This is a genomic window from Streptomyces sp. NPDC060031 (assembly GCF_042736805.1).
Lineage (GTDB): Bacteria > Actinomycetota > Actinomycetes > Streptomycetales > Streptomycetaceae > Streptomyces.
In genome coordinates this window covers 19,589-35,509 of sequence record NZ_JBHWVM010000082.1, presented here as the reverse complement: position 1 = coordinate 35,509, position 15,921 = coordinate 19,589, and the positions used below count along the sequence as shown (strand labels likewise).

General features: G+C 72.4%; 17 protein-coding genes. 9 read left to right on the top strand and 8 right to left on the bottom strand.

Annotated features, from left to right (window positions below):
• Nucleotides 1–68 precede the first annotated feature (68 nt).
• Entirely contained in the window at nt 69–341 is a 273-nt protein-coding gene (locus tag ACFWB8_RS28925; RefSeq protein ID WP_385233371.1) for a DUF1330 domain-containing protein, read from the top strand.
• Nucleotides 342–628: 287 nt separating this feature from the next.
• Here ACFWB8_RS28925 and ACFWB8_RS28920 read toward each other — a convergent pair whose 3' ends face one another.
• On the bottom strand, nt 629–862 hold the full coding sequence (locus ACFWB8_RS28920) for a hypothetical protein (RefSeq protein WP_385233368.1): 234 nt from the start codon (nt 860–862) through the stop codon (nt 629–631).
• Between the two features lie 217 nt (nt 863–1,079).
• Between ACFWB8_RS28920 and ACFWB8_RS28915 the strand changes: the two genes are divergently transcribed.
• Nucleotides 1,080–1,301 carry a hypothetical protein gene (locus ACFWB8_RS28915; RefSeq protein WP_385233365.1) on the top strand — a complete coding sequence of 74 codons (222 nt, stop codon included), beginning with the start codon at nt 1,080–1,082 and terminating at the stop codon, nt 1,299–1,301.
• Here ACFWB8_RS28915 and ACFWB8_RS28910 read toward each other — a convergent pair.
• Nucleotides 1,298–1,918 (bottom strand): hypothetical protein, encoded by a 621-nt coding sequence (locus tag ACFWB8_RS28910; RefSeq protein WP_385233362.1) that lies wholly within the window; start codon nt 1,916–1,918, stop codon nt 1,298–1,300. The two genes, ACFWB8_RS28915 and ACFWB8_RS28910, sit on opposite strands and share 4 nt — an antisense overlap.
• Nucleotides 1,919–2,246: 328 nt before the next feature.
• Complete coding sequence (locus ACFWB8_RS28905) at nt 2,247–3,305, bottom strand: WD40/YVTN/BNR-like repeat-containing protein (protein WP_385233359.1); 1,059 nt, start codon at nt 3,303–3,305, stop codon at nt 2,247–2,249.
• 411 nt (nt 3,306–3,716) lie between these two features.
• On the opposite strand from ACFWB8_RS28905, the gene ACFWB8_RS28900 reads away from it, so the two are divergent.
• From ACFWB8_RS28900 to ACFWB8_RS28890, 3 genes are all read left to right on the top strand, one after another.
• Nucleotides 3,717–4,133: an SsgA family sporulation/cell division regulator gene (locus tag ACFWB8_RS28900; protein WP_385233356.1), complete on the top strand. Its 417-nt coding sequence runs from the start codon at nt 3,717–3,719 to the stop codon at nt 4,131–4,133.
• A 246-nt stretch (nt 4,134–4,379) separates the two neighbouring features.
• Nucleotides 4,380–6,020, top strand: coding sequence for an ABC-F family ATP-binding cassette domain-containing protein (locus ACFWB8_RS28895; RefSeq protein ID WP_385233353.1), 1,641 nt, complete (start codon nt 4,380–4,382; stop codon nt 6,018–6,020).
• A gap of 296 nt (nt 6,021–6,316) precedes the next feature.
• Nucleotides 6,317–7,288: an acyl-ACP desaturase gene (locus ACFWB8_RS28890; protein WP_385233350.1), complete on the top strand. Its 972-nt coding sequence runs from the start codon at nt 6,317–6,319 to the stop codon at nt 7,286–7,288.
• 124 nt (nt 7,289–7,412) lie between these two features.
• Here the strand turns inward: ACFWB8_RS28890 and ACFWB8_RS28885 are convergent, their stop codons facing one another.
• Nucleotides 7,413–7,664 (bottom strand): WhiB family transcriptional regulator, encoded by a 252-nt coding sequence (locus ACFWB8_RS28885; RefSeq protein ID WP_385233347.1) that lies wholly within the window; start codon nt 7,662–7,664, stop codon nt 7,413–7,415.
• Between the two features lie 57 nt (nt 7,665–7,721).
• Nucleotides 7,722–8,927, bottom strand: coding sequence for an erythromycin esterase family protein (locus ACFWB8_RS28880; protein ID WP_385233344.1), 1,206 nt, complete (start codon nt 8,925–8,927; stop codon nt 7,722–7,724).
• A gap of 68 nt (nt 8,928–8,995) precedes the next feature.
• Between ACFWB8_RS28880 and ACFWB8_RS28875 the strand changes: the two genes are divergently transcribed.
• The gene (locus tag ACFWB8_RS28875) at nt 8,996–9,760 is read left to right on the top strand and encodes a TioE family transcriptional regulator (protein WP_385233341.1); all 765 of its coding nucleotides are present in this window, start codon (nt 8,996–8,998) and stop codon (nt 9,758–9,760) included.
• A gap of 193 nt (nt 9,761–9,953) precedes the next feature.
• On the opposite strand, the gene ligD is transcribed toward ACFWB8_RS28875, so the two are convergent.
• Nucleotides 9,954–10,973 carry a non-homologous end-joining DNA ligase gene (gene ligD / locus ACFWB8_RS28870; RefSeq protein WP_385233338.1) on the bottom strand — a complete coding sequence of 340 codons (1,020 nt, stop codon included), beginning with the start codon at nt 10,971–10,973 and terminating at the stop codon, nt 9,954–9,956.
• 75 nt (nt 10,974–11,048) lie between these two features.
• Here ligD and ACFWB8_RS28865 point away from each other — a divergent pair, with 75 nt between their 5' ends.
• Complete coding sequence (locus tag ACFWB8_RS28865) at nt 11,049–12,116, top strand: ATP-dependent DNA ligase (protein WP_385233335.1); 1,068 nt, start codon at nt 11,049–11,051, stop codon at nt 12,114–12,116.
• A gap of 2 nt (nt 12,117–12,118) precedes the next feature.
• Here ACFWB8_RS28865 and ACFWB8_RS28860 read toward each other — a convergent pair whose 3' ends face one another.
• A complete protein-coding gene (locus ACFWB8_RS28860) occupies nt 12,119–13,510 on the bottom strand; it encodes an NAD(P)/FAD-dependent oxidoreductase (protein ID WP_385233332.1) in 1,392 nt (463 codons plus the stop codon).
• Nucleotides 13,511–13,673: 163 nt separating this feature from the next.
• A complete protein-coding gene (locus ACFWB8_RS28855) occupies nt 13,674–14,690 on the bottom strand; it encodes an NAD(P)/FAD-dependent oxidoreductase (RefSeq protein ID WP_385233330.1) in 1,017 nt (338 codons plus the stop codon).
• 95 nt (nt 14,691–14,785) lie between these two features.
• On the opposite strand from ACFWB8_RS28855, the gene ACFWB8_RS28850 reads away from it, so the two are divergent.
• Together ACFWB8_RS28850 and ACFWB8_RS28845 are read left to right on the top strand one after the other, a co-directional pair.
• The gene (locus ACFWB8_RS28850) at nt 14,786–15,436 is read left to right on the top strand and encodes a helix-turn-helix domain-containing protein (RefSeq protein ID WP_385233327.1); all 651 of its coding nucleotides are present in this window, start codon (nt 14,786–14,788) and stop codon (nt 15,434–15,436) included.
• Nucleotides 15,433–15,903 carry an NUDIX hydrolase gene (locus tag ACFWB8_RS28845; RefSeq protein ID WP_385233324.1) on the top strand — a complete coding sequence of 157 codons (471 nt, stop codon included), beginning with the start codon at nt 15,433–15,435 and terminating at the stop codon, nt 15,901–15,903. Before ACFWB8_RS28850 ends, ACFWB8_RS28845 begins: the two co-directional genes overlap by 4 nt.
• Nucleotides 15,904–15,921: the final 18 nt, after the last annotated feature.

Here is a 15,921-nt window from a genome sequence, read left to right as displayed (position 1 = left end):
CGACATCTCGAAGCGTGGAGGGCGGCCGCCTCGCGTGCCCCCGGAAGCGGTAGATCTCAGCAGGTCGGATGACATGCGAGGTTAAAGATCAAGCTGAGAAGCTGGCTGCTTACAACAAGCTGGCCGGTCCGGCCGTCAAGGCCGGGGGCGGTCGGATCCTCGCCCGTGACAGTCGGGTCGTGGCGCATGACGCCGGAATCGCCGAGCGCACCGTCCTGATCGAGTTCGACAGCTTCGAGCAGGCCGTCGCGGCGCACGAGAGTGCGGCCTACCAGGAGGCGCTGATCGCCCTCTCCGACGGCGTCGAGCGCGACTTCCGCATCGTCGAAGGCATCGACTGACCGAGGCCCAGTCGGATCTTCACTGAAGTCAGGGTGGTGAGGCCCGAGCTGGGTCTGAGCAACGCCAAAACGGCGTGCTTCCTCTGCAGGCAGTTGGGGGTGGTCGCGCCGGTGCGGGGAGGTGAACAGGCAGGTGAGCGCGATGACTTCGGGGTAGGTGGCCACTTCGATTCGGGGCTCGCAGGGACGGTGGGGATCACCGAACAGGTCCTCGCCCAGCACTTCGAGTCGGCGGTTCCACCTCTGGCGAAGAGGCTCTCCGCTCTGCTCACCGGTGAACCACCTGGTCAGGCAGTCGCGGGCGTCGATGAAGGCCAGCTCGGTGAAGGGATGGGCGCCCCGGCGGACGATCCGCCGAGGAGTTCGCGGCGCGCCGGAGGCAGTGCGGGGACGGCCGTTGCGGCCTTGGTGCGGGCGGCGATCCGCCGGTCGGGCCCGCTCTCGGCGCGCGTCAGCAGGCCGTCGATGACGACGGCGATGGCGTCCTCGTCGGTGTCGTCGGCGCCCTTGGCGGCCAGCACGGCTCGGGCATGGCGGACGCCGCCCCCTCCGGAACAACGAAGAGACCACCCATCCGGCCGGGGTGGGCTCTTCGTTCCAGGGCCTGTCCGACGGGTCGCGTCACCGACCCCGCACCTGACAGCACTGCCACCCGCATGGCCCAACAGGACGTGCCACCCACATGGATGAGAAGCTGAATAACGCCCCACCCGAGGCAACCCGTGAAAGGGGAACCGAATGCGCATTCGACGAATCCTCGCCGCCGTCATCGCCACGGCAGCCCTCGCCGGACTCGGCCTCACAGGCGCCGCCACCGCCACCGCCGCCACCGCCACCGCACAGGGTGCCCCATCCACCGTCACCCCTTCTGAGTGCAAGCAGGGCGGCGGAACACCCGCGATCAATGAGGATGGCAATTACTGCAAGGGCGGTACGCAGGACGGGCAGCAGATCGACTAACCCCACAAGGCGCCCCGCAGCCACGCGCAGCGGGGCGCTCCGCGCGAGCGGAGCCGGGAGAGTCGGAGGGCTGTGCCGACCCCTCGGGCACGCTGGGTCCGAGTCGGCCCGAAGCACGCGGCCGGCGGGAGCTCCCGAACGCCGTCGCGCGGGAGCGCAGCGAGCTGCCAAGGTTTGCGCGGCCCGGGGGTTTCCTGCTCAAGCTCGCGGAGGCGAGCGAGGTAGTCCTGAGCGGCAGCGGCAGGCTCGGCCGCGCATCGGTTCCGCATCTCGGCTGCCAGCTCGCCGCTCGTCATGATGAGCGAAGGGACGGACTGGCGCTCGCCTTCGAGGGCGCGCTCGCCCATGACGAACGCCTGCGCCAAGCCGCCCTTGATCAGCAGGTCACAGACAGCGTGGGTGATGGCGGTCTGGGGCGGCACGCTGACGTGGACGACCGGCAGCCGCCCTGCGGCGGCCGGGCCGAGTCGCTTACGGACCAGGGGTTCATAGTTGCGGCCGAGTTGGGCGATGGCAGTCGTCTTGCCGGTCCCGGACTGGCCGGTGACGATCAGCCCACGGCGGCCGGAGATCTGGTGCCGGTTGAACAGAACCAGGCGCTGTCCGGTGGTGAACACCCTCGCGGGCAGTCGGGGTGTCCACAATCACGAGCCGGGAGTGGTAGGCCAGCCGAGGCCAGCCGCCAGCCGGGGCTCGTTGTAAGCGAGCCGCTTCTCCTCGGCCAGAGCCTTGAAGGCCCTCAGCGAGAGCACGGCCGGGCAGACCGGGGCATCGACGACGAACTCTCGCCAGCCGTCCTTGGTGGTAATCGGGTTGTTCTCACCGTCAGGGGCGTCAGGCGGAACTCCCGGCGAGCGCCTGACCGCCTCCGGCATGGCCTGGGTGACGTACCACCTGCCCGGCCCGCGGCGGCCCGACGGACGCCGCGGGTAAACCCCGGAATGATCAGCGCCGCTCCAGCCGGGCCACCCGGCCCTTCTCACCCGCCGCCCAGCAGCCCCCGTCGGGCGCGCAGGTGACGGTGTCGTACGAGCCCGCGTCCAGCGCCCGCCAGGTGCGGCCCCCGTCCACCGTGACGTCCGTGCCGGTGGGGCCCACCGCCAGCGCGGTCGCGCGGCCGAACGGATGCCAGGCGACCCCCGAGCGGTAGGCCGGCGGGGGCGCCGCCGCCTGCAGCCAGGTGCGGCCCGCGTCCGCGGAGACCGCCGCGGCCCGCGGTGACGGCTGGCCGGTGCGGTAGTCGCCCCCGACCGCGAGACCCCTCGTACGGTCTCGGAAGGCGAGGCCGAAGACCCCGCGCGCAGGATCGCCCGCCGGGACCGTGGAGTCGGCCACCCCCCAGGTCAGGCCGCGGTCGGCGGAGTGCAGGACCCGTCCGGCGGCCCCGCCGCCGGTGGCGAGCCAGACGTCGCGGGAGCCCGCGGAGACCAGGCACTGCCCGCTGGCCGCGAAGCCGGCCTCGCCCGGCAGCGCCTGCGGCATCCCGGCGCTCGGCAGCGGCTGCCAGCTGCGTCCGCCGTCGGCCGTGGCGAGGAGACGGAACCTGCCGTCCACCGGGTCGCTCATCGCCAGCCCGTGCCGGGAGTCGAAGAAGGTCAGGCAGTCGTAGAAGGCCCGCGGGTCGGGGTTGCGGAAGGCCTCGGTCCAGGTCGCGCCGCCGTCCTCGGTCCGCAGCACCCGGGAGGCCTCCCCCTCGCCGATGGACAGGGCCACCGCGCGGCGCGAGTCGAAGGCCTCGATGTCGCGCAGCTCCAGGCCCTCCGCGACGGCGCCCGGCGGGGAGACGTCCCGCCAGCTGCGGCCGCCGTCCACCGTGCGCAGCACCGTCCCCTTCGATCCGGCCACCCACGCCGTGGACCGGCTCACCGCCGAAAGGCCCCGGAAGCGGGAGTCCTTGCCGGTCTCCTTCAGGGCCCAGTTCGCGCCGCGCAGGCCCGCGTCCGACTCCCCCGCCGCCTGCGCCGGGGCGGCCATGACCCCCATCAGCAAGACAGCCGTGCACATGCCAACTCCCAGAAGTCTCATGGCGCCGGAAGCTAACGCACCCGGAAATCCCCGTCCAGGGCGCGTCCCCGCCGTCGTACGGTCGCCCGCCGGCCGGCGCGGGGCGGCGGGGAACCGAGCGTGACCACCCCGGACGGCGTAGTGCACGGGGAGACCACGGCGATCCTTGCGCCTGTGGAGTGAGCGGTAACCAGCCGTACTGGGAGCACTGCGGAGCCCGCGGCGGCGACCGGGCTCCGCCCCGCGCATCGCCCGGCCCGTCACGCTGTGCGATCACACGGTTGGGTTCCGGCCATTCGGTGACACAGCTCACGCAACCTCGCGTGCACGGATTTGCCGTTTCCGGCGTCTATCCGGTTGTCGGGCTCCACCCCAAAGCCCGGCAGCAGATCCGCAGCAAGGGAGCGAGCCTTGATCACCGTCATCGAGCAGGCCGTGCAGGCCCGACTGGTCGCCACCGCGCCGAAGGTCGACACCGTACCCGTCACGCTCTGCTACGACCGATCGGATCCCTTCGCCGTCCGCATGGCCTTCCCCGCCCCCGCCACGCTGGAGGGCGTCGAGGTCTCGTGGACCTTCGCGCGGGAGCTCCTGGAGGCGGGACTGGACCGCCCGGCCGGTTACGGCGATGTCCGCGTGCGCCCGTACGACGCCGACCGGACCACGGTCGAGTTCCACGCACCCGAGGGCGTCGCGATCGTGCTGATGCTGACGGCCGAGCTGCACCGGTTCCTCGAACGGACCGCGACGGTCGTACCGCCCGGCCTGGAACACCTCTACCTCGATGTGGACCACAGCCTGACCGAGCTCATGCGCGACTCCTGCTGAGCCCCCTTCACCCCGTCCAGGTCCTTAAATCGTTTGCGGGCGGCTTCGGCCGCCCGTAATTTCGTAGGCGCCCCATCGCCGTCGAAACGGAGCAGGACATTGCTCGTCTGAGGTCCGAGACACCGACCACCGTCATCACCTGACCCCCGTCATCGACTGACCTCGTCATCGACTGAGCTCGTCATCGACTGACCGTCGGCTGTCTCCCCGCGTTGCACGCACCACTCACGCAACCTGGAGGCCTCCATGAGCCACGCTCCGACCTATCTCACCTGCTCCGCCCTGTCCTTCGACTGGCCTGACGGAACCCCCGTCTTCGACGGCTTCCAACTCGCCGTCGGCCCCGGCCGCACCGGCCTGATCGGGCTCAACGGCAGCGGGAAATCCACCCTGCTGAAACTGCTCGCCGGTGAACTGACCCCGTCCAACGGGCAGTTGTCCACCGCCGGGACGGTCGGGTACCTCCCGCAGACCGTCACCCTCGACACCGCGCTGCGCGTGGACCAGGCGCTCGGCATCCACACCACCCGCGCCGCCCTGCACGCCATCGAGGCGGGCGGGGCCACCGAGGCCAACTTCGCCGCGGTGGGCGACGACTGGGACGTGGAGGAGCGGGCCCTGGCCACGCTCGACCAGCTCGGGCTCGCCCGGATCGGCCTGGACCGCACCGTCGGGGAACTGTCGGGCGGCGAGTGCGTACTGCTGCGGCTGGCTTCCCTGCTGCTGGCCCGCCCGGACATCCTGCTGCTCGACGAGCCGACCAACAACCTCGACCTGCGCGCCCGCCGCCGCCTGTACGCGGCGGTCGAGTCCTGGTCCGGGGTGATGGTCCTGGTCAGCCACGACCGGGAGCTGCTGGAGCGGGTCGACCAGATCGCGGACCTGCGCGACGGCGAAGTCCGCTGGTACGGAGGCAACTTCACGGACTACGAGGAGATGCTCGCCGCCGAGCAGGACTCGGCGGAGCGGATGGTCCGGGTCGCGGAGGCCGACGTACAGCGGCAGAAGCGCGAACTTGCCGACGCCCAGCTCAAATTGGCCCGGCGCAAGCGGTACGGCCAGAAGATGAACGACACCAAGCGCGAGCCGAAGATCGTCATGGGCGCCCGCAAGCGCGCGGCGCAGGAGTCGGCCGGGAAACACCGCATCATGCACACCGAGAAGCTGGCGCAGGCGAAGGAGCGGCTGGACCAGGCGGTGGAGGCGGTCCGGGCCGACGACGAGATCCGCATCGAACTGCCCGCCACCCAGGTCCCGCCGGGGCGGCGCGTGCTGACCCTGTCCGGCCTGCGCCTGGCCCACGGGGCCACGGTGGCCGGCGAGTGGGAGCTGCGCGGTCCGGAGCGGATCGCACTGGTGGGCCGCAACGGCTCGGGCAAGACCACCCTGCTGCGGACGATCGCGGGGCAGCTCGCGGCGGAGTCCGGGGAGGCGGTGACGCACGTACCGACGCGGTTCCTGCCGCAGCGACTGGACGTACTGGACGACGGCCGTTCGGTCGTGGAGAACGTGGCGCGGTTCGCACCGCACGCCACGAACAACCTGATCCGGGCGCGGCTCGCGCACTTCCTGTTCCGGGGAGCCCGCGCGGACCGGCCGGCGGGCACGCTGTCGGGCGGTGAACGGTTCCGGGCGACGCTGGCGGCGCTGCTGCTGGCGGAGCCGGCGCCGCAGCTGCTGATGCTGGACGAGCCGACGAACAACCTCGACCTGGCGAGCGTACGGCAGCTGACGGACGCGCTGGATTCGTACGAGGGGGCGCTCGTGGTGGCCAGCCACGACGTGCCGTTCCTGGAGTCGATCGGCATCACGCGGTGGCTGCTGCTCGACGGCGAGCTGCGCCCGACGACGGCCGACGAGGTCAGGGAGTCCCTGTGGCACGGATAGGCGGGGGAAGCAGGGCCCAGGACCCGGTGCCGCCCGGAGGGCGGGGCTGAGCCCGCGACCGTCGCCCACCGCCGCTCCCGCCCCGGTCTCGGCCGTCAAGGCGGGAGCGGCGACCACCTACTCGCGTGACTTTGACTCTTCGGTGCCCAACTCAGACCGCTCCCAAACTGCACAGATAACTAGATGTAACCGGACATACCAACGCCTGGGGCTTGGCTGGCCTTGATGTCAGGCTTAACCTACGACTCCGTAGGCTACGGAACCGTAGGTAATTCGCTTTGCACCCAGGAGTACCCGTGACGATCACTTCTCCCCACCTCGGCAGCTCGGAGGCGTGGACCGACGCCAAACTGCTGTACGCGCTGGAAGAGGTGGTTGAGAAGGAGCTCAACCGGCACCTGAAGGTCACCAAGGACTGGATGCCCCACGAGTACGTCCCGTGGAGCGACGGCCGGAACTTCCCGGGCTTCTTCGAGGACGGCGAGGCCTGGGACCCGGAGCAGTCCAAGGTCACCGAGATCGGCAAGATCGCGCTGGTCGTGAACCTGCTGACCGAGGACAACCTCCCCAGCTACCACCACGAGATCGCCTCGCTCTTCGGCCGCAACGGCGCCTGGGGCACCTGGGTGCACCGCTGGACCGCCGAGGAGGGCCGCCACGGCATCGTGATGCGCGACTACCTGTTGGCCTCGCGCGCCGTGGACCCGGACAAGCTCGAGGCCTTCCGGATGCAGCACATGTCGGAGGGCTTCGAGTCCGACAACCGGCACTCGATGCTGCACTCGGTGGCGTACGTCGCCTTCCAGGAGCTCGCGACCCGCATCTCGCACCGCAACACCGGCCACCAGTCCGGTGACCCGGTCTGCGACCGGATGCTCGCCCGCATCGCGCAGGACGAGAACCTGCACATGGTCTTCTACCGCAACCTGCTGGGCGCGGCCTTCGAGATCGCCCCGGACCTGACGATGGAGGCCGTGCGGGACGTCGTCGTCAACTTCCGGATGCCGGGACACGGCATGCCCGGCTTCGAGCGGATGGCCGCCCAGATGGCGATCGGCGGGGTGTACAACCTGCGGATCCACCACGACGACGTGCTGAGCCCGGTGATCCGCTTCCTGAAGATCATGGACATCGACGGCCTCGGCCCGGACGGCCAGAAGGCCCAGGAGGAGCTCGGGCTCTTCATGAACGGTCTGGACAGCGAGGCCCGCAAGTTCGACGAGCGCCTGGCCGCCCGCGCGGCGCGCATCGCGGCCCGCAAGGCCTGATCGCGAAGCCTGATCACCAGGCCCCATCGCAGCACTGAGCACACGGCCTGATCGCAAGATCCGGCCGAAGAAGCCCTGACGGAGCCCGCTCCGTCAGGGCTTCGGCCTTTGCCGCGCCGTCCGGTCAGCCGCGCGGACGCAGGGCGAGGCGCTCGGCCTCCGAAAGGCCTCCCCAGACACCGAAGCGCTCGTCGTTGTCCAGGGCGTACTCCAGGCACGCCGCCCGACCCTCGCACGCCCCGCACAGCCGCTTCGCGTCGCGCAGCGACGAGCCGGGCTCGGGGAAGAAGAAGCCCGGCCCCGTCTGGGCGCACAGGGCGAGCTCGTACCAAGCGGTGGCACTGGTGGCGGTGGCGGTGGTGGTGTTCATCGACATGCGGGAGAGCCTCGCCGCAGGAGATGGACGTCCGATCAACGCCTGATCAACAACCGTTCACCGGCTCTGCGGCACGTCCTTGACGAACACGAGCCCGTCGGCGGCCGCCAGGTGGGCCGGGTCGAGCGGGGCGTAGCCGAACCACGGGGACACGCGGGGGGCGGGCAGCGCGTCATCGAGGCCGGCCGCCAGGCGAGCGGCGTCGATGACGTGACGCTCCCCCGGGAGCGCGTACAGGAGCCCTTCGACGGTGTCCGGCGGCGGAGTGTCCACTCCCCGGTGCCGGATCGTGCCGAGGGCCGTGGCCAGGAAGGCGTACTCCGCGCCCAGGTGGACGCTCACGAGCGCGCCGGCGCTCCACCACTCCAGCGGCAGGCCGCCCATCCGCATCGTGCTCTTCTCCCGCTGGAGATGGCCGTTGTGGGCGTGGACCAGTGCCGGGCCCCTTTCGGCCACGGCGAGGAGGTTGTCGGCCATCATCCGGTCCCGCAGGCCCACCAGCCGCGTCAGGCGGCTAGGTGAGGTGTCGGCCATCCAGAAGTGGTATCGCAGCAGGCCGGTGGCGGTGCGCCCGTACAGGCGCGCCCGGTCCCAGTCCTCCCGGGAGGTCTCCGCGATCAGGTGCGGCGTCTGCGCGTCGAGCAGCGCCACCAGATCATCGGCGAGCAGCCGCAGCTCCCTGGCCTCGGCCGACTGCCCCACGGACCGGGCGGGGTCCGTCATCGCGGCGGGGTCGGTCCACCGGTCGTCGGCACCGAGCAGGCGCTCGAGCGTCTCCGCGGTGCAGGGGAGCAGGCCCGCTTCCACCCGGGCCGCGAGGTAGTCGTGGAGTGCGGTGAGGGCCTGCCGGGGGCTCGCGGCGCCGGTGATCTCCAGCGGGCCGTCGAATCCGGCGAAGCGCAGCCGCTCGGACGCGGGCCGGCCGTCGTTGTACGCCCGCATCCAGCGCACGAGTGCGCGGTTGGCCGCGGACGCGCCGAAGCCGTGGCTGAATCCGCGTTCCATGACCTCGTCGGGGGTGCCGGCGCCCGAGGTGACGTGATCGTCCACGACCAGGCCCGCCAGGCAGTCGCTCTCGATCGCGATCGTCCGGTAGCCCTCCTGCTCGACGAGCTGCCGGAAGAGCTCGTTGCGCACGTCGAGCAGGGCGTCCTCGCCGTGGGTCGGCTCGCCCAGGGCGAGCAGCCGCGGCCGGGCCGACAGCAGCTTCATGACGGCGGCGGCCTCGACGGCATGCGCGGTGTCCTCGATGTCAGTAGCCATGCCTTCAACGGTATCGTTGAACCTTCGGTTGAAGCTTTTCCGCACCATCCTCAGGGACGTGGTCCAACGTGGTCCAAAACCTTCAAAGGGCTAGGCACCTCAGGCCGATCGACCTGGCGCGCGGGCACGGTCTGTCCACGCAGGCCATCAGGAACTACGAGGAGGCCGGCATCCTTCCGGCCGCCCATCGCACACCCCACGGCTATCGCACCTACACCCCCCTGCACGCGCGCGCCCTGGGCGCGTTCCTCGCCCTGGTGCCCGGCCACACCCACCAGACGGCGACGTCGATCATGCGGGCCGTGAACCAGGACGCGGTCGAGGAGGCGTTCCGGCTCATCGACGAGAGCCACGCCCAGCTGCTCGATGACCGGCGGACGCTGCGGGCTGTGGAGAGCGCCCTGGGCGATCTGGCGCCCGCCACGGCCGGTGAACCCGGCGCGTCGGTGTCCGGGCGGGACGGCACGTTCATCGGGCCGCTGGCAGGGGAGCTCGGGCTCCGGCCCGCGACGCTGCGCAAATGGGAGCACGCGGGGCTGGTGAGCCCGCGCCGCGACCCGCTGACCGGGTACCGCGTCTACGACGAGGCCGACGTACGGGACGCCCGGCTGGCCCACCAGCTCAGGCGCGGCGGCTACCTGCTGGAGCAGATCGCCCCGCTGATCGCCCAGGTGCGGGCGGCCGGCGGACTGGAGCCGCTGGAGGCCGCACTGAGCGACTGGCAGCGCCGGCTGTCCGCCCGCGGGCGGGCGATGCTGGCCGGCGCCGCCGAGCTGGAGGCGTACCTCCGCGCGCGCGGATCAGCCCCGGGGCCGGGCCTCCTCACAGAGTGAACGCCCCTCTGCCGACGGGCCGCCGACTCCGGGGCCGCCCTCAACTTCGGCGGCAGGAACTGGCAGGAGAGGTGGTGGCTCCACGGGCTCGATGCGGACGGCACGCCCTCGGAAGCGCGGGACATGAGTGAGGGGCCGGGGCCGGGGCCGAGCGACGGGGCCGAGCGACGGATGACACCCGAGCGCGCGGGGGTCAGTCCTCGTGTCTGGCGCGGCTCGGTTGGACGCGTTTGGGTTCGCCCGGCATCTTGGGGTAGTCCGGGGGGTAGGGCATGTCGCCCAGGCCGTGGTCGTGTTCCTGCCGCTCCGCGAGCTCCAGGGCGGCGTCGAGCGTGAAGGCGTGGTCGTCCATGTCCGCGTGCAGGTCGCCCAGTTCCGCGAAGCGCGCCGGCATCGTCACGATGTCGAAGTCCCGCGGCTCGGCGTCATCCAGTTCGTCCCAGCGCAGCGGCGCCGACACCGGGGCGTGGGGGCGCGGGCGGACGGAGTAGGCGCAGGCGATGGTGCGGTCGCGCGCCGTCTGGTTGTAGTCGACGAAGATCCGCTCGCCGCGCTCCTCCTTCCACCAGGCGGTGGTGACCTTCCCCGGCATCCTGCGCTCCAGGTCCCGGCCGATCGCGATGGCGCACCTGCGGACCTCCGTGAAGGTCCAGCGCGGCGCGATCGGCACGAAGACGTGCAGCCCGCGGCCGCCCGAGGTCTTGGGCCAGCCGCGCAGGCCCAGTTCCTCAAGGAGTACGCGCAGTTCGTGGGCGGCGGCCACCGCGTCGCGGTAGTCGGTGCCCGGCTGTGGATCCAGGTCGATCCGCAGCTCGTCCGGCCGGTCGGTGTCCGTGCGGCGTACCGGCCAGGGGTGGAAGGTGAGGCAGCCCAGATTGGCGGCCCACAGCACGGCGGCCGGCTCGGTCGGGCAGATCTCGTCGGCCGTGCGGCCGCTCGGGAAGGCGATGTGGGCGGTCGGGATCCAGTCCGGGAGGTTCTTCGGGGCCCGTTTCTGGAAGAAGGACTCGCCCTCCACCCCGTCCGGGTACCGCTCCAGGGTCGTGGGGCGGTTGCGCAGGGCGCGGGTGATTCCGTCCGCGACCGCGAGGTAGTACGCGGCGACGTCCCCCTTGGTGAGGCCGCGCTCGGGGAAGTACACCTTGTCCGGGTTGGACAGCCGTACCGCCCGCCCGCCCGCGTCCAGCTCGATGGCATTGCCCGCAGCACCCATGTGCGCCACGGTAGGCGGGCCCGGCCGGGTGCGCATACCGGGCGGGTCCGGACGTACCACAGCAAAATCGGAGGCATGGATCTGCCGGTGATGCCGCCCGTGAAGCCGATGCTCGCCAAGTCCGTGGCCAAGATCCCGCCCGGCATGCAGTACGAGGCCAAGTGGGACGGCTTTCGGGCCATCGTCCACCGCGACGGCGACGAGATCGAGATCGGCAGCCGCACGGGCAAGACCCTGACCCGGTACTTCCCGGAGCTGGCGGCGGCCCTGAAGGAGAACCTGCCGGCCCGCTGTGTCGTGGACGGCGAGATCGTCATCGTTCAGGGCGGGCGGCTCGACTTCGACCGCCTCACCGAGCGGATCCATCCCGCGGCCTCCCGCGTGAAGATGCTCTCCGAGGCGACCCCCGCCAGCTTCGTCGCCTTCGACCTGCTCGCGCTCGGCGACGAGGCGCTCCTCGACACCCCGCTCGCCGACCGCCGTACCGCGCTCGTCGACGCCCTTTCCACCGCTCGGCCCCCCGTTCATCTCGCGCCCGCGACCACCGATCCCGCGCTCGCGCGGGAGTGGTTCGAGCGGTTCGAGGGCGCCGGGCTCGACGGGGTGATCGCCAAACCCCTCGATCTCCCCTACCGGCCCGACGCCCGCCTCATGTTCAAGATCAAGCACGAGCGTACGGCCGATGTCGTCGTCGCCGGTTTGCGTTTCCACAAGAGCGGTCCGATTGTCGGATCGCTGCTGCTCGGGCTGTACGACGCCCAGGGCGCCCTCCAGCACGTGGGCGTCTGCGCCGCCTTCCCCATGAAACGCCGCGCCGAGCTGGTGGAGGAACTCCAGCCGCTGCGGATGGCCGACGCCGCCGGGCACCCCTGGGCGGCGTGGGCCGAGGAGTCCGCCCACGAGAGCGCCCGGCTGCCCGGCGCGCAGAGCCGCTGGACCGGCAAGAAGGACCTCTCCTGGATCCCGCTGCGCCCCGAGCGGGTCTGCGAGGTCGCGTACGACCACATGGAGGGCGACCGCTTCCGCCACACCGCCCAGTTCCGCCGCTGGCGGCCCGACCGCACCCCTGACAGCTGCACCTACACCCAGCTCGAGGAGGTCGCCGGCTATGACCTCGCCGAGGTCCTCGGGCCCGCCGGGTGACCTCAGCCCGCCGTCAGCTTCTCCCACTCGCCCCGGTCCGGCCCCGCCGCGTTCGGCTCGTAGCCGGGCCGCGCCGCCAGCCACCGCGCCACCCGGGCCCGTACCTGCGGGTCCGCGTACGCCCGCTCCGGCGGCTCGGCCAGGTGCCGGACCCGGGCCCGGGCCCGCATCACCTCCGGGTCCTCCAGCGCGCAGTCGAACAGCGCCGCCACCTCGCGGGCCGTCCCCGTACGCACGGCCCGGGTCGCGAACCGCTCGCCGATGGCCGTGTCGGCGACGACCTGGAAGTCGAACCACGGCTTCAGCGTGCGCACGGCCCACGCGTGGTACTCCGCGGCGAACCGCACCGACCCCGGGTCCGCGTGCGCCGTACGGGCCACCCGGAGCGCGGCCCACAGCGCGAGCGAAGTGCCCTGTCCCAGCGTCGGATTGGTATGGGTGATGGCGTCGCCGACGGGCACCAGCCCGGCCACCACCGGCCCCTGCTCGTCGACGTACGGGCTCCACCGGTTGTCGAGGCTCCCGGTGGCCAGTACGTCCGAGACCGGCTCCACCCCCGCCGCCAGCCAGGCCGCGCCGGGCGGGAAGGCCCGCGCCGCGGCCTCGAAGACGGCCGGATGGCGCAGCGCCGAGCGCGTGGTGTCCTCGGTGTGCACGAAGAGGGTGACGGCGAAGAGGCCGTTGTCGGCCGGGAACACCGCGCACCCGGCGAAGCCGCCGCCCGTCACCGTCCAGGGCCGGCGCGGCCCCTCCTCCCGTCCCCCGGGCAACCGGTACCAGCGGCAGAAGTACGCGAGGCCCGTACGGTGCCGTTCCACGAGCGCGGGCCGGCAGCCCGCCGCGGCGAGCCGGCGCTCGGCGCCGCCACGCCGTCCGCACGCGTCCACGACGAGGTCACCCTCGTACGCACCGGCCCCGGTGGTCACACCCGTGACACGGATCCCGGAGGTGTCCTGGACCGAGGTCAGCCCGGTGACCGACTCCCCGTAGCGCGCGACGACGCCCGGTTCGGCGCGCAGTGCGGTGGCCAGCGCGCTTTCCAGCACGATGCGCCGGGCCTGGAGCATGACGAGGTCCTCGTCGCCGGGGCGCGCGGGCGGGCGTACGTCGAACCAGTCCAGCTCGTGCCGCTCACGGGCGCCGAGCCTGAGCATCTCCGCGTAGACGTCGGGCAGTTCGTCGCGCAGGACGTTGCGGGCGGCGCCGAGCAGCGCGTGCGGCTGGGTCGCCTGCGGTACGGCCGGCCGGCGCCAGCCGAAGAAGTCGCGGTCGAGCGCGGTGCCGGGGGCCCGTGCGTCCCGCTCGAAGAGCTCGACGGCGTGTCCCGCACGCGCCGCGAGCAGCGCGGCGGCCTGCCCTCCGACTCCCCCGCCGATGACCAGCACATGTGCCACTGCGCCCCCCTGAGCCAATGAAACCGATGAACGGCTGAGCGGCTGAACCGATGGACCGATGGACCGATGGACCGCCGAAGCCGATGCGGCCGATGCGCCGTATGACGATCAGACCGCCCAGAGCCTGCGCGGACGGAACCTGGCCGAAACCCGCACACCTGTCCTACGAACGCCGGTGGGCCCGCAACGCGAGGCGGATCTCCTCCTCGACGAGGTCGGCATTGACGGCGGCGGCCACCTGTACGCCCTGCGCCGCCGCGCCCGCGACCTGCTGCACCGGATTGCCGACGTTCCCCGCCACCCACACCCCCGGCAGGGCGGTCGCGCCCGTCGCGGGGTCGGCATCGACGCAGGTGCCGAGGGCGTGGCCGTCGCGCTCCAGGGTGGTGAGGGGCAGGCCGAGGCTGGTCAGGACACCGGCGCGGGCGGTGAACCTCGGGGCCACCACGAGCGCCCGGCACTCCACGGTCCCGCCGCCGGCGAGGGTCACCCCGGCCAGCCGGTCGTCGCCGTCGTCTCCGCCGCCGTCCCCGTCCCCGTCCCCGTCCCCGTCGGCCACGAGCAGGCCGGTCACCTCGCCCTCCACCACCTCGATGCCCCGCGCCGCCAGCAGCTCCCGCTCCTCCCCCGCGAGCTGCCATGTGTGGGACAGCAGCGTCACGCTCTCGCTCCACTGCCGCCAGAGCTGCGCCTGGTGCACGGCGAGGGGGCCGGTGGCCAGTACCGCCAGAGGCCGCTCCCGCACCTCCCAGCCGTGGCAGTACGGGCAGTGCAGCACGTCCCGTCCCCAGCGGGCACCCAGCCCCGGGACCTCGGGCAGCTCGTCCACCAGCCCGGTCGCGACCAGCAGCCGCCCCGCCCGTACGGCCCGGCCGTCCGCGCAGCGCACCAGGAACTCCCCGCCGGGCAGCCGGTCCGCGGCGACGGCCGCACCGGAGCGGACCTCCCCGCCGTACCCGGCCACCTCGGCCCGCCCCCTGGCCAGCAGCTCGGCGGGGCTGGCCCCGTCGTGGCCGAGGTAGCCGTGCACGTTCGCGGCGGGGGCGTTGCGCGGGCTGCCGGAGTCGATCACCAGTACCGAACGGCGCGCCCGCGCCAGGGTCAGCGCCCCGGCCAGCCCGGCGGCCCCGCCGCCCACGACGACCACGTCGAACCGTTCGTCCTTCACGTTTCCCCTCACGTTTCCCTCCACCTCGTTCTCCACCCTTCCCTTCACATTTCCCTTCACCAGGCCCTCCCTTGACAAATGGTGTTGCCGAACCGGCAAATGGAGCCATGACCACGCACCAGCCGGACCGCGGACGCGACGACGACGAGGACCTCGCCGGCGTGCTCACCGCCGTGGGCCCCCGGCTGCGGGCCCTGCGCCGGGAGCGCGGCACCACGCTGGCCCAGCTCTCGGAAACCACCGGAATCTCACTCTCCACCCTCTCCCGGCTGGAGTCCGGTCAGCGCAAACCGACCCTGGAACTGCTGCTCCCGCTCGCCAGGGTCCACCGGGTGGCGCTCGATGAGCTGGTCGGCGCCCCGGAGACCGGCGATCCGCGGATCCGCCCGAGGCCCTTCGTCCGGCACGGAGACACCTACGTGCCGCTGACCCGCAACTTCGGCGGGGTGCACGCCTTCAAGCAGATCCTCCCGCCGCGCGACCCCGCGCTGCCCCCGCCCGAGCTCAAGGTGCACGAGGGCTACGAGTGGCTGTACGTCCTGTCCGGGCGGGTACGGGTGCTGCTGGGCCGCGAGCACGACCTGGTCCTCACCCCCGGGGAGGCGGCCGAGTTCGACACCCGCACCCCGCACGCCTTCTTCAACGCGGGTACGCAGCCCGCGGAGTTCCTCAGCCTGTTCGGCCCGCAGGGTGAGCGGATACACGTCCGCGCCCGCCCGTCCAAGCCCTCGGCCCCACCCTCGGAAGGACGCTCATGAGCTTCCCCGCCCACGAACGCGCCGTCCCCCGGCCCAACGCCGTCGTCGGCGTCGGCCTGGTCGTCGTCGGCGCCGACGGCCGCGTCCTGCTCGGCCAGGCACACGACGGCCGCTGGGAGCTGCCGGGCGGCAAGGTCGACCCCGGGGAGGGCTTCGAGCAGGCCGCCGCGCGCGAGCTGGCCGAGGAAACGGATCTGCGGGCGGCCCCGGAAGCCGTCCGGATCCTGTCGGTGCACATCGACGCGCGGTCCGGGGTGACCCGGCTGACGGCGGCCGCCGTCACCGACGCCGCCGAGGGCACCCCGGTCGTCACCGAGCCGCACAAGATCGCCCGCTGGCAGTGGTTCGCCCCGTCCGAGATCCCGGCCGCGCTCTATGCCCCCTCGGCGGCGGTCATCCGCACCTGGCGCCCCGAGCTGATGGCGACCCCGCCGCACGCGCCCTCGTACGACTACCCGACGGCTTGACCCACGCGCGAGCCGCCC

Bases quoted from the DNA above. Each gene is read 5' to 3' on its own strand.
- ACFWB8_RS28925 (WP_385233371.1), top strand. From the start codon at position 69: ATGACATGCGAGGTTAAAGATCAAGCTGAGAAGCTGGCTGCTTACAAC.
- ACFWB8_RS28915 (WP_385233365.1), top strand. From the start codon at position 1,080: ATGCGCATTCGACGAATCCTCGCCGCCGTCATCGCCACGGCAGCCCTC.
- ACFWB8_RS28905 (WP_385233359.1), bottom strand. From the start codon at position 3,305: ATGTGCACGGCTGTCTTGCTGATGGGGGTCATGGCCGCCCCGGCGCAG.
- ACFWB8_RS28895 (WP_385233353.1), top strand. From the start codon at position 4,380: ATGAGCCACGCTCCGACCTATCTCACCTGCTCCGCCCTGTCCTTCGAC.
- ACFWB8_RS28885 (WP_385233347.1), bottom strand. From the start codon at position 7,664: ATGTCGATGAACACCACCACCGCCACCGCCACCAGTGCCACCGCTTGG.
- ACFWB8_RS28880 (WP_385233344.1), bottom strand. From the start codon at position 8,927: ATGGCTACTGACATCGAGGACACCGCGCATGCCGTCGAGGCCGCCGCC.
- ligD (WP_385233338.1), bottom strand. From the start codon at position 10,973: ATGGGTGCTGCGGGCAATGCCATCGAGCTGGACGCGGGCGGGCGGGCG.
- ACFWB8_RS28865 (WP_385233335.1), top strand. From the start codon at position 11,049: ATGGATCTGCCGGTGATGCCGCCCGTGAAGCCGATGCTCGCCAAGTCC.
- ACFWB8_RS28850 (WP_385233327.1), top strand. From the start codon at position 14,786: ATGACCACGCACCAGCCGGACCGCGGACGCGACGACGACGAGGACCTC.
- ACFWB8_RS28845 (WP_385233324.1), top strand. From the start codon at position 15,433: ATGAGCTTCCCCGCCCACGAACGCGCCGTCCCCCGGCCCAACGCCGTC.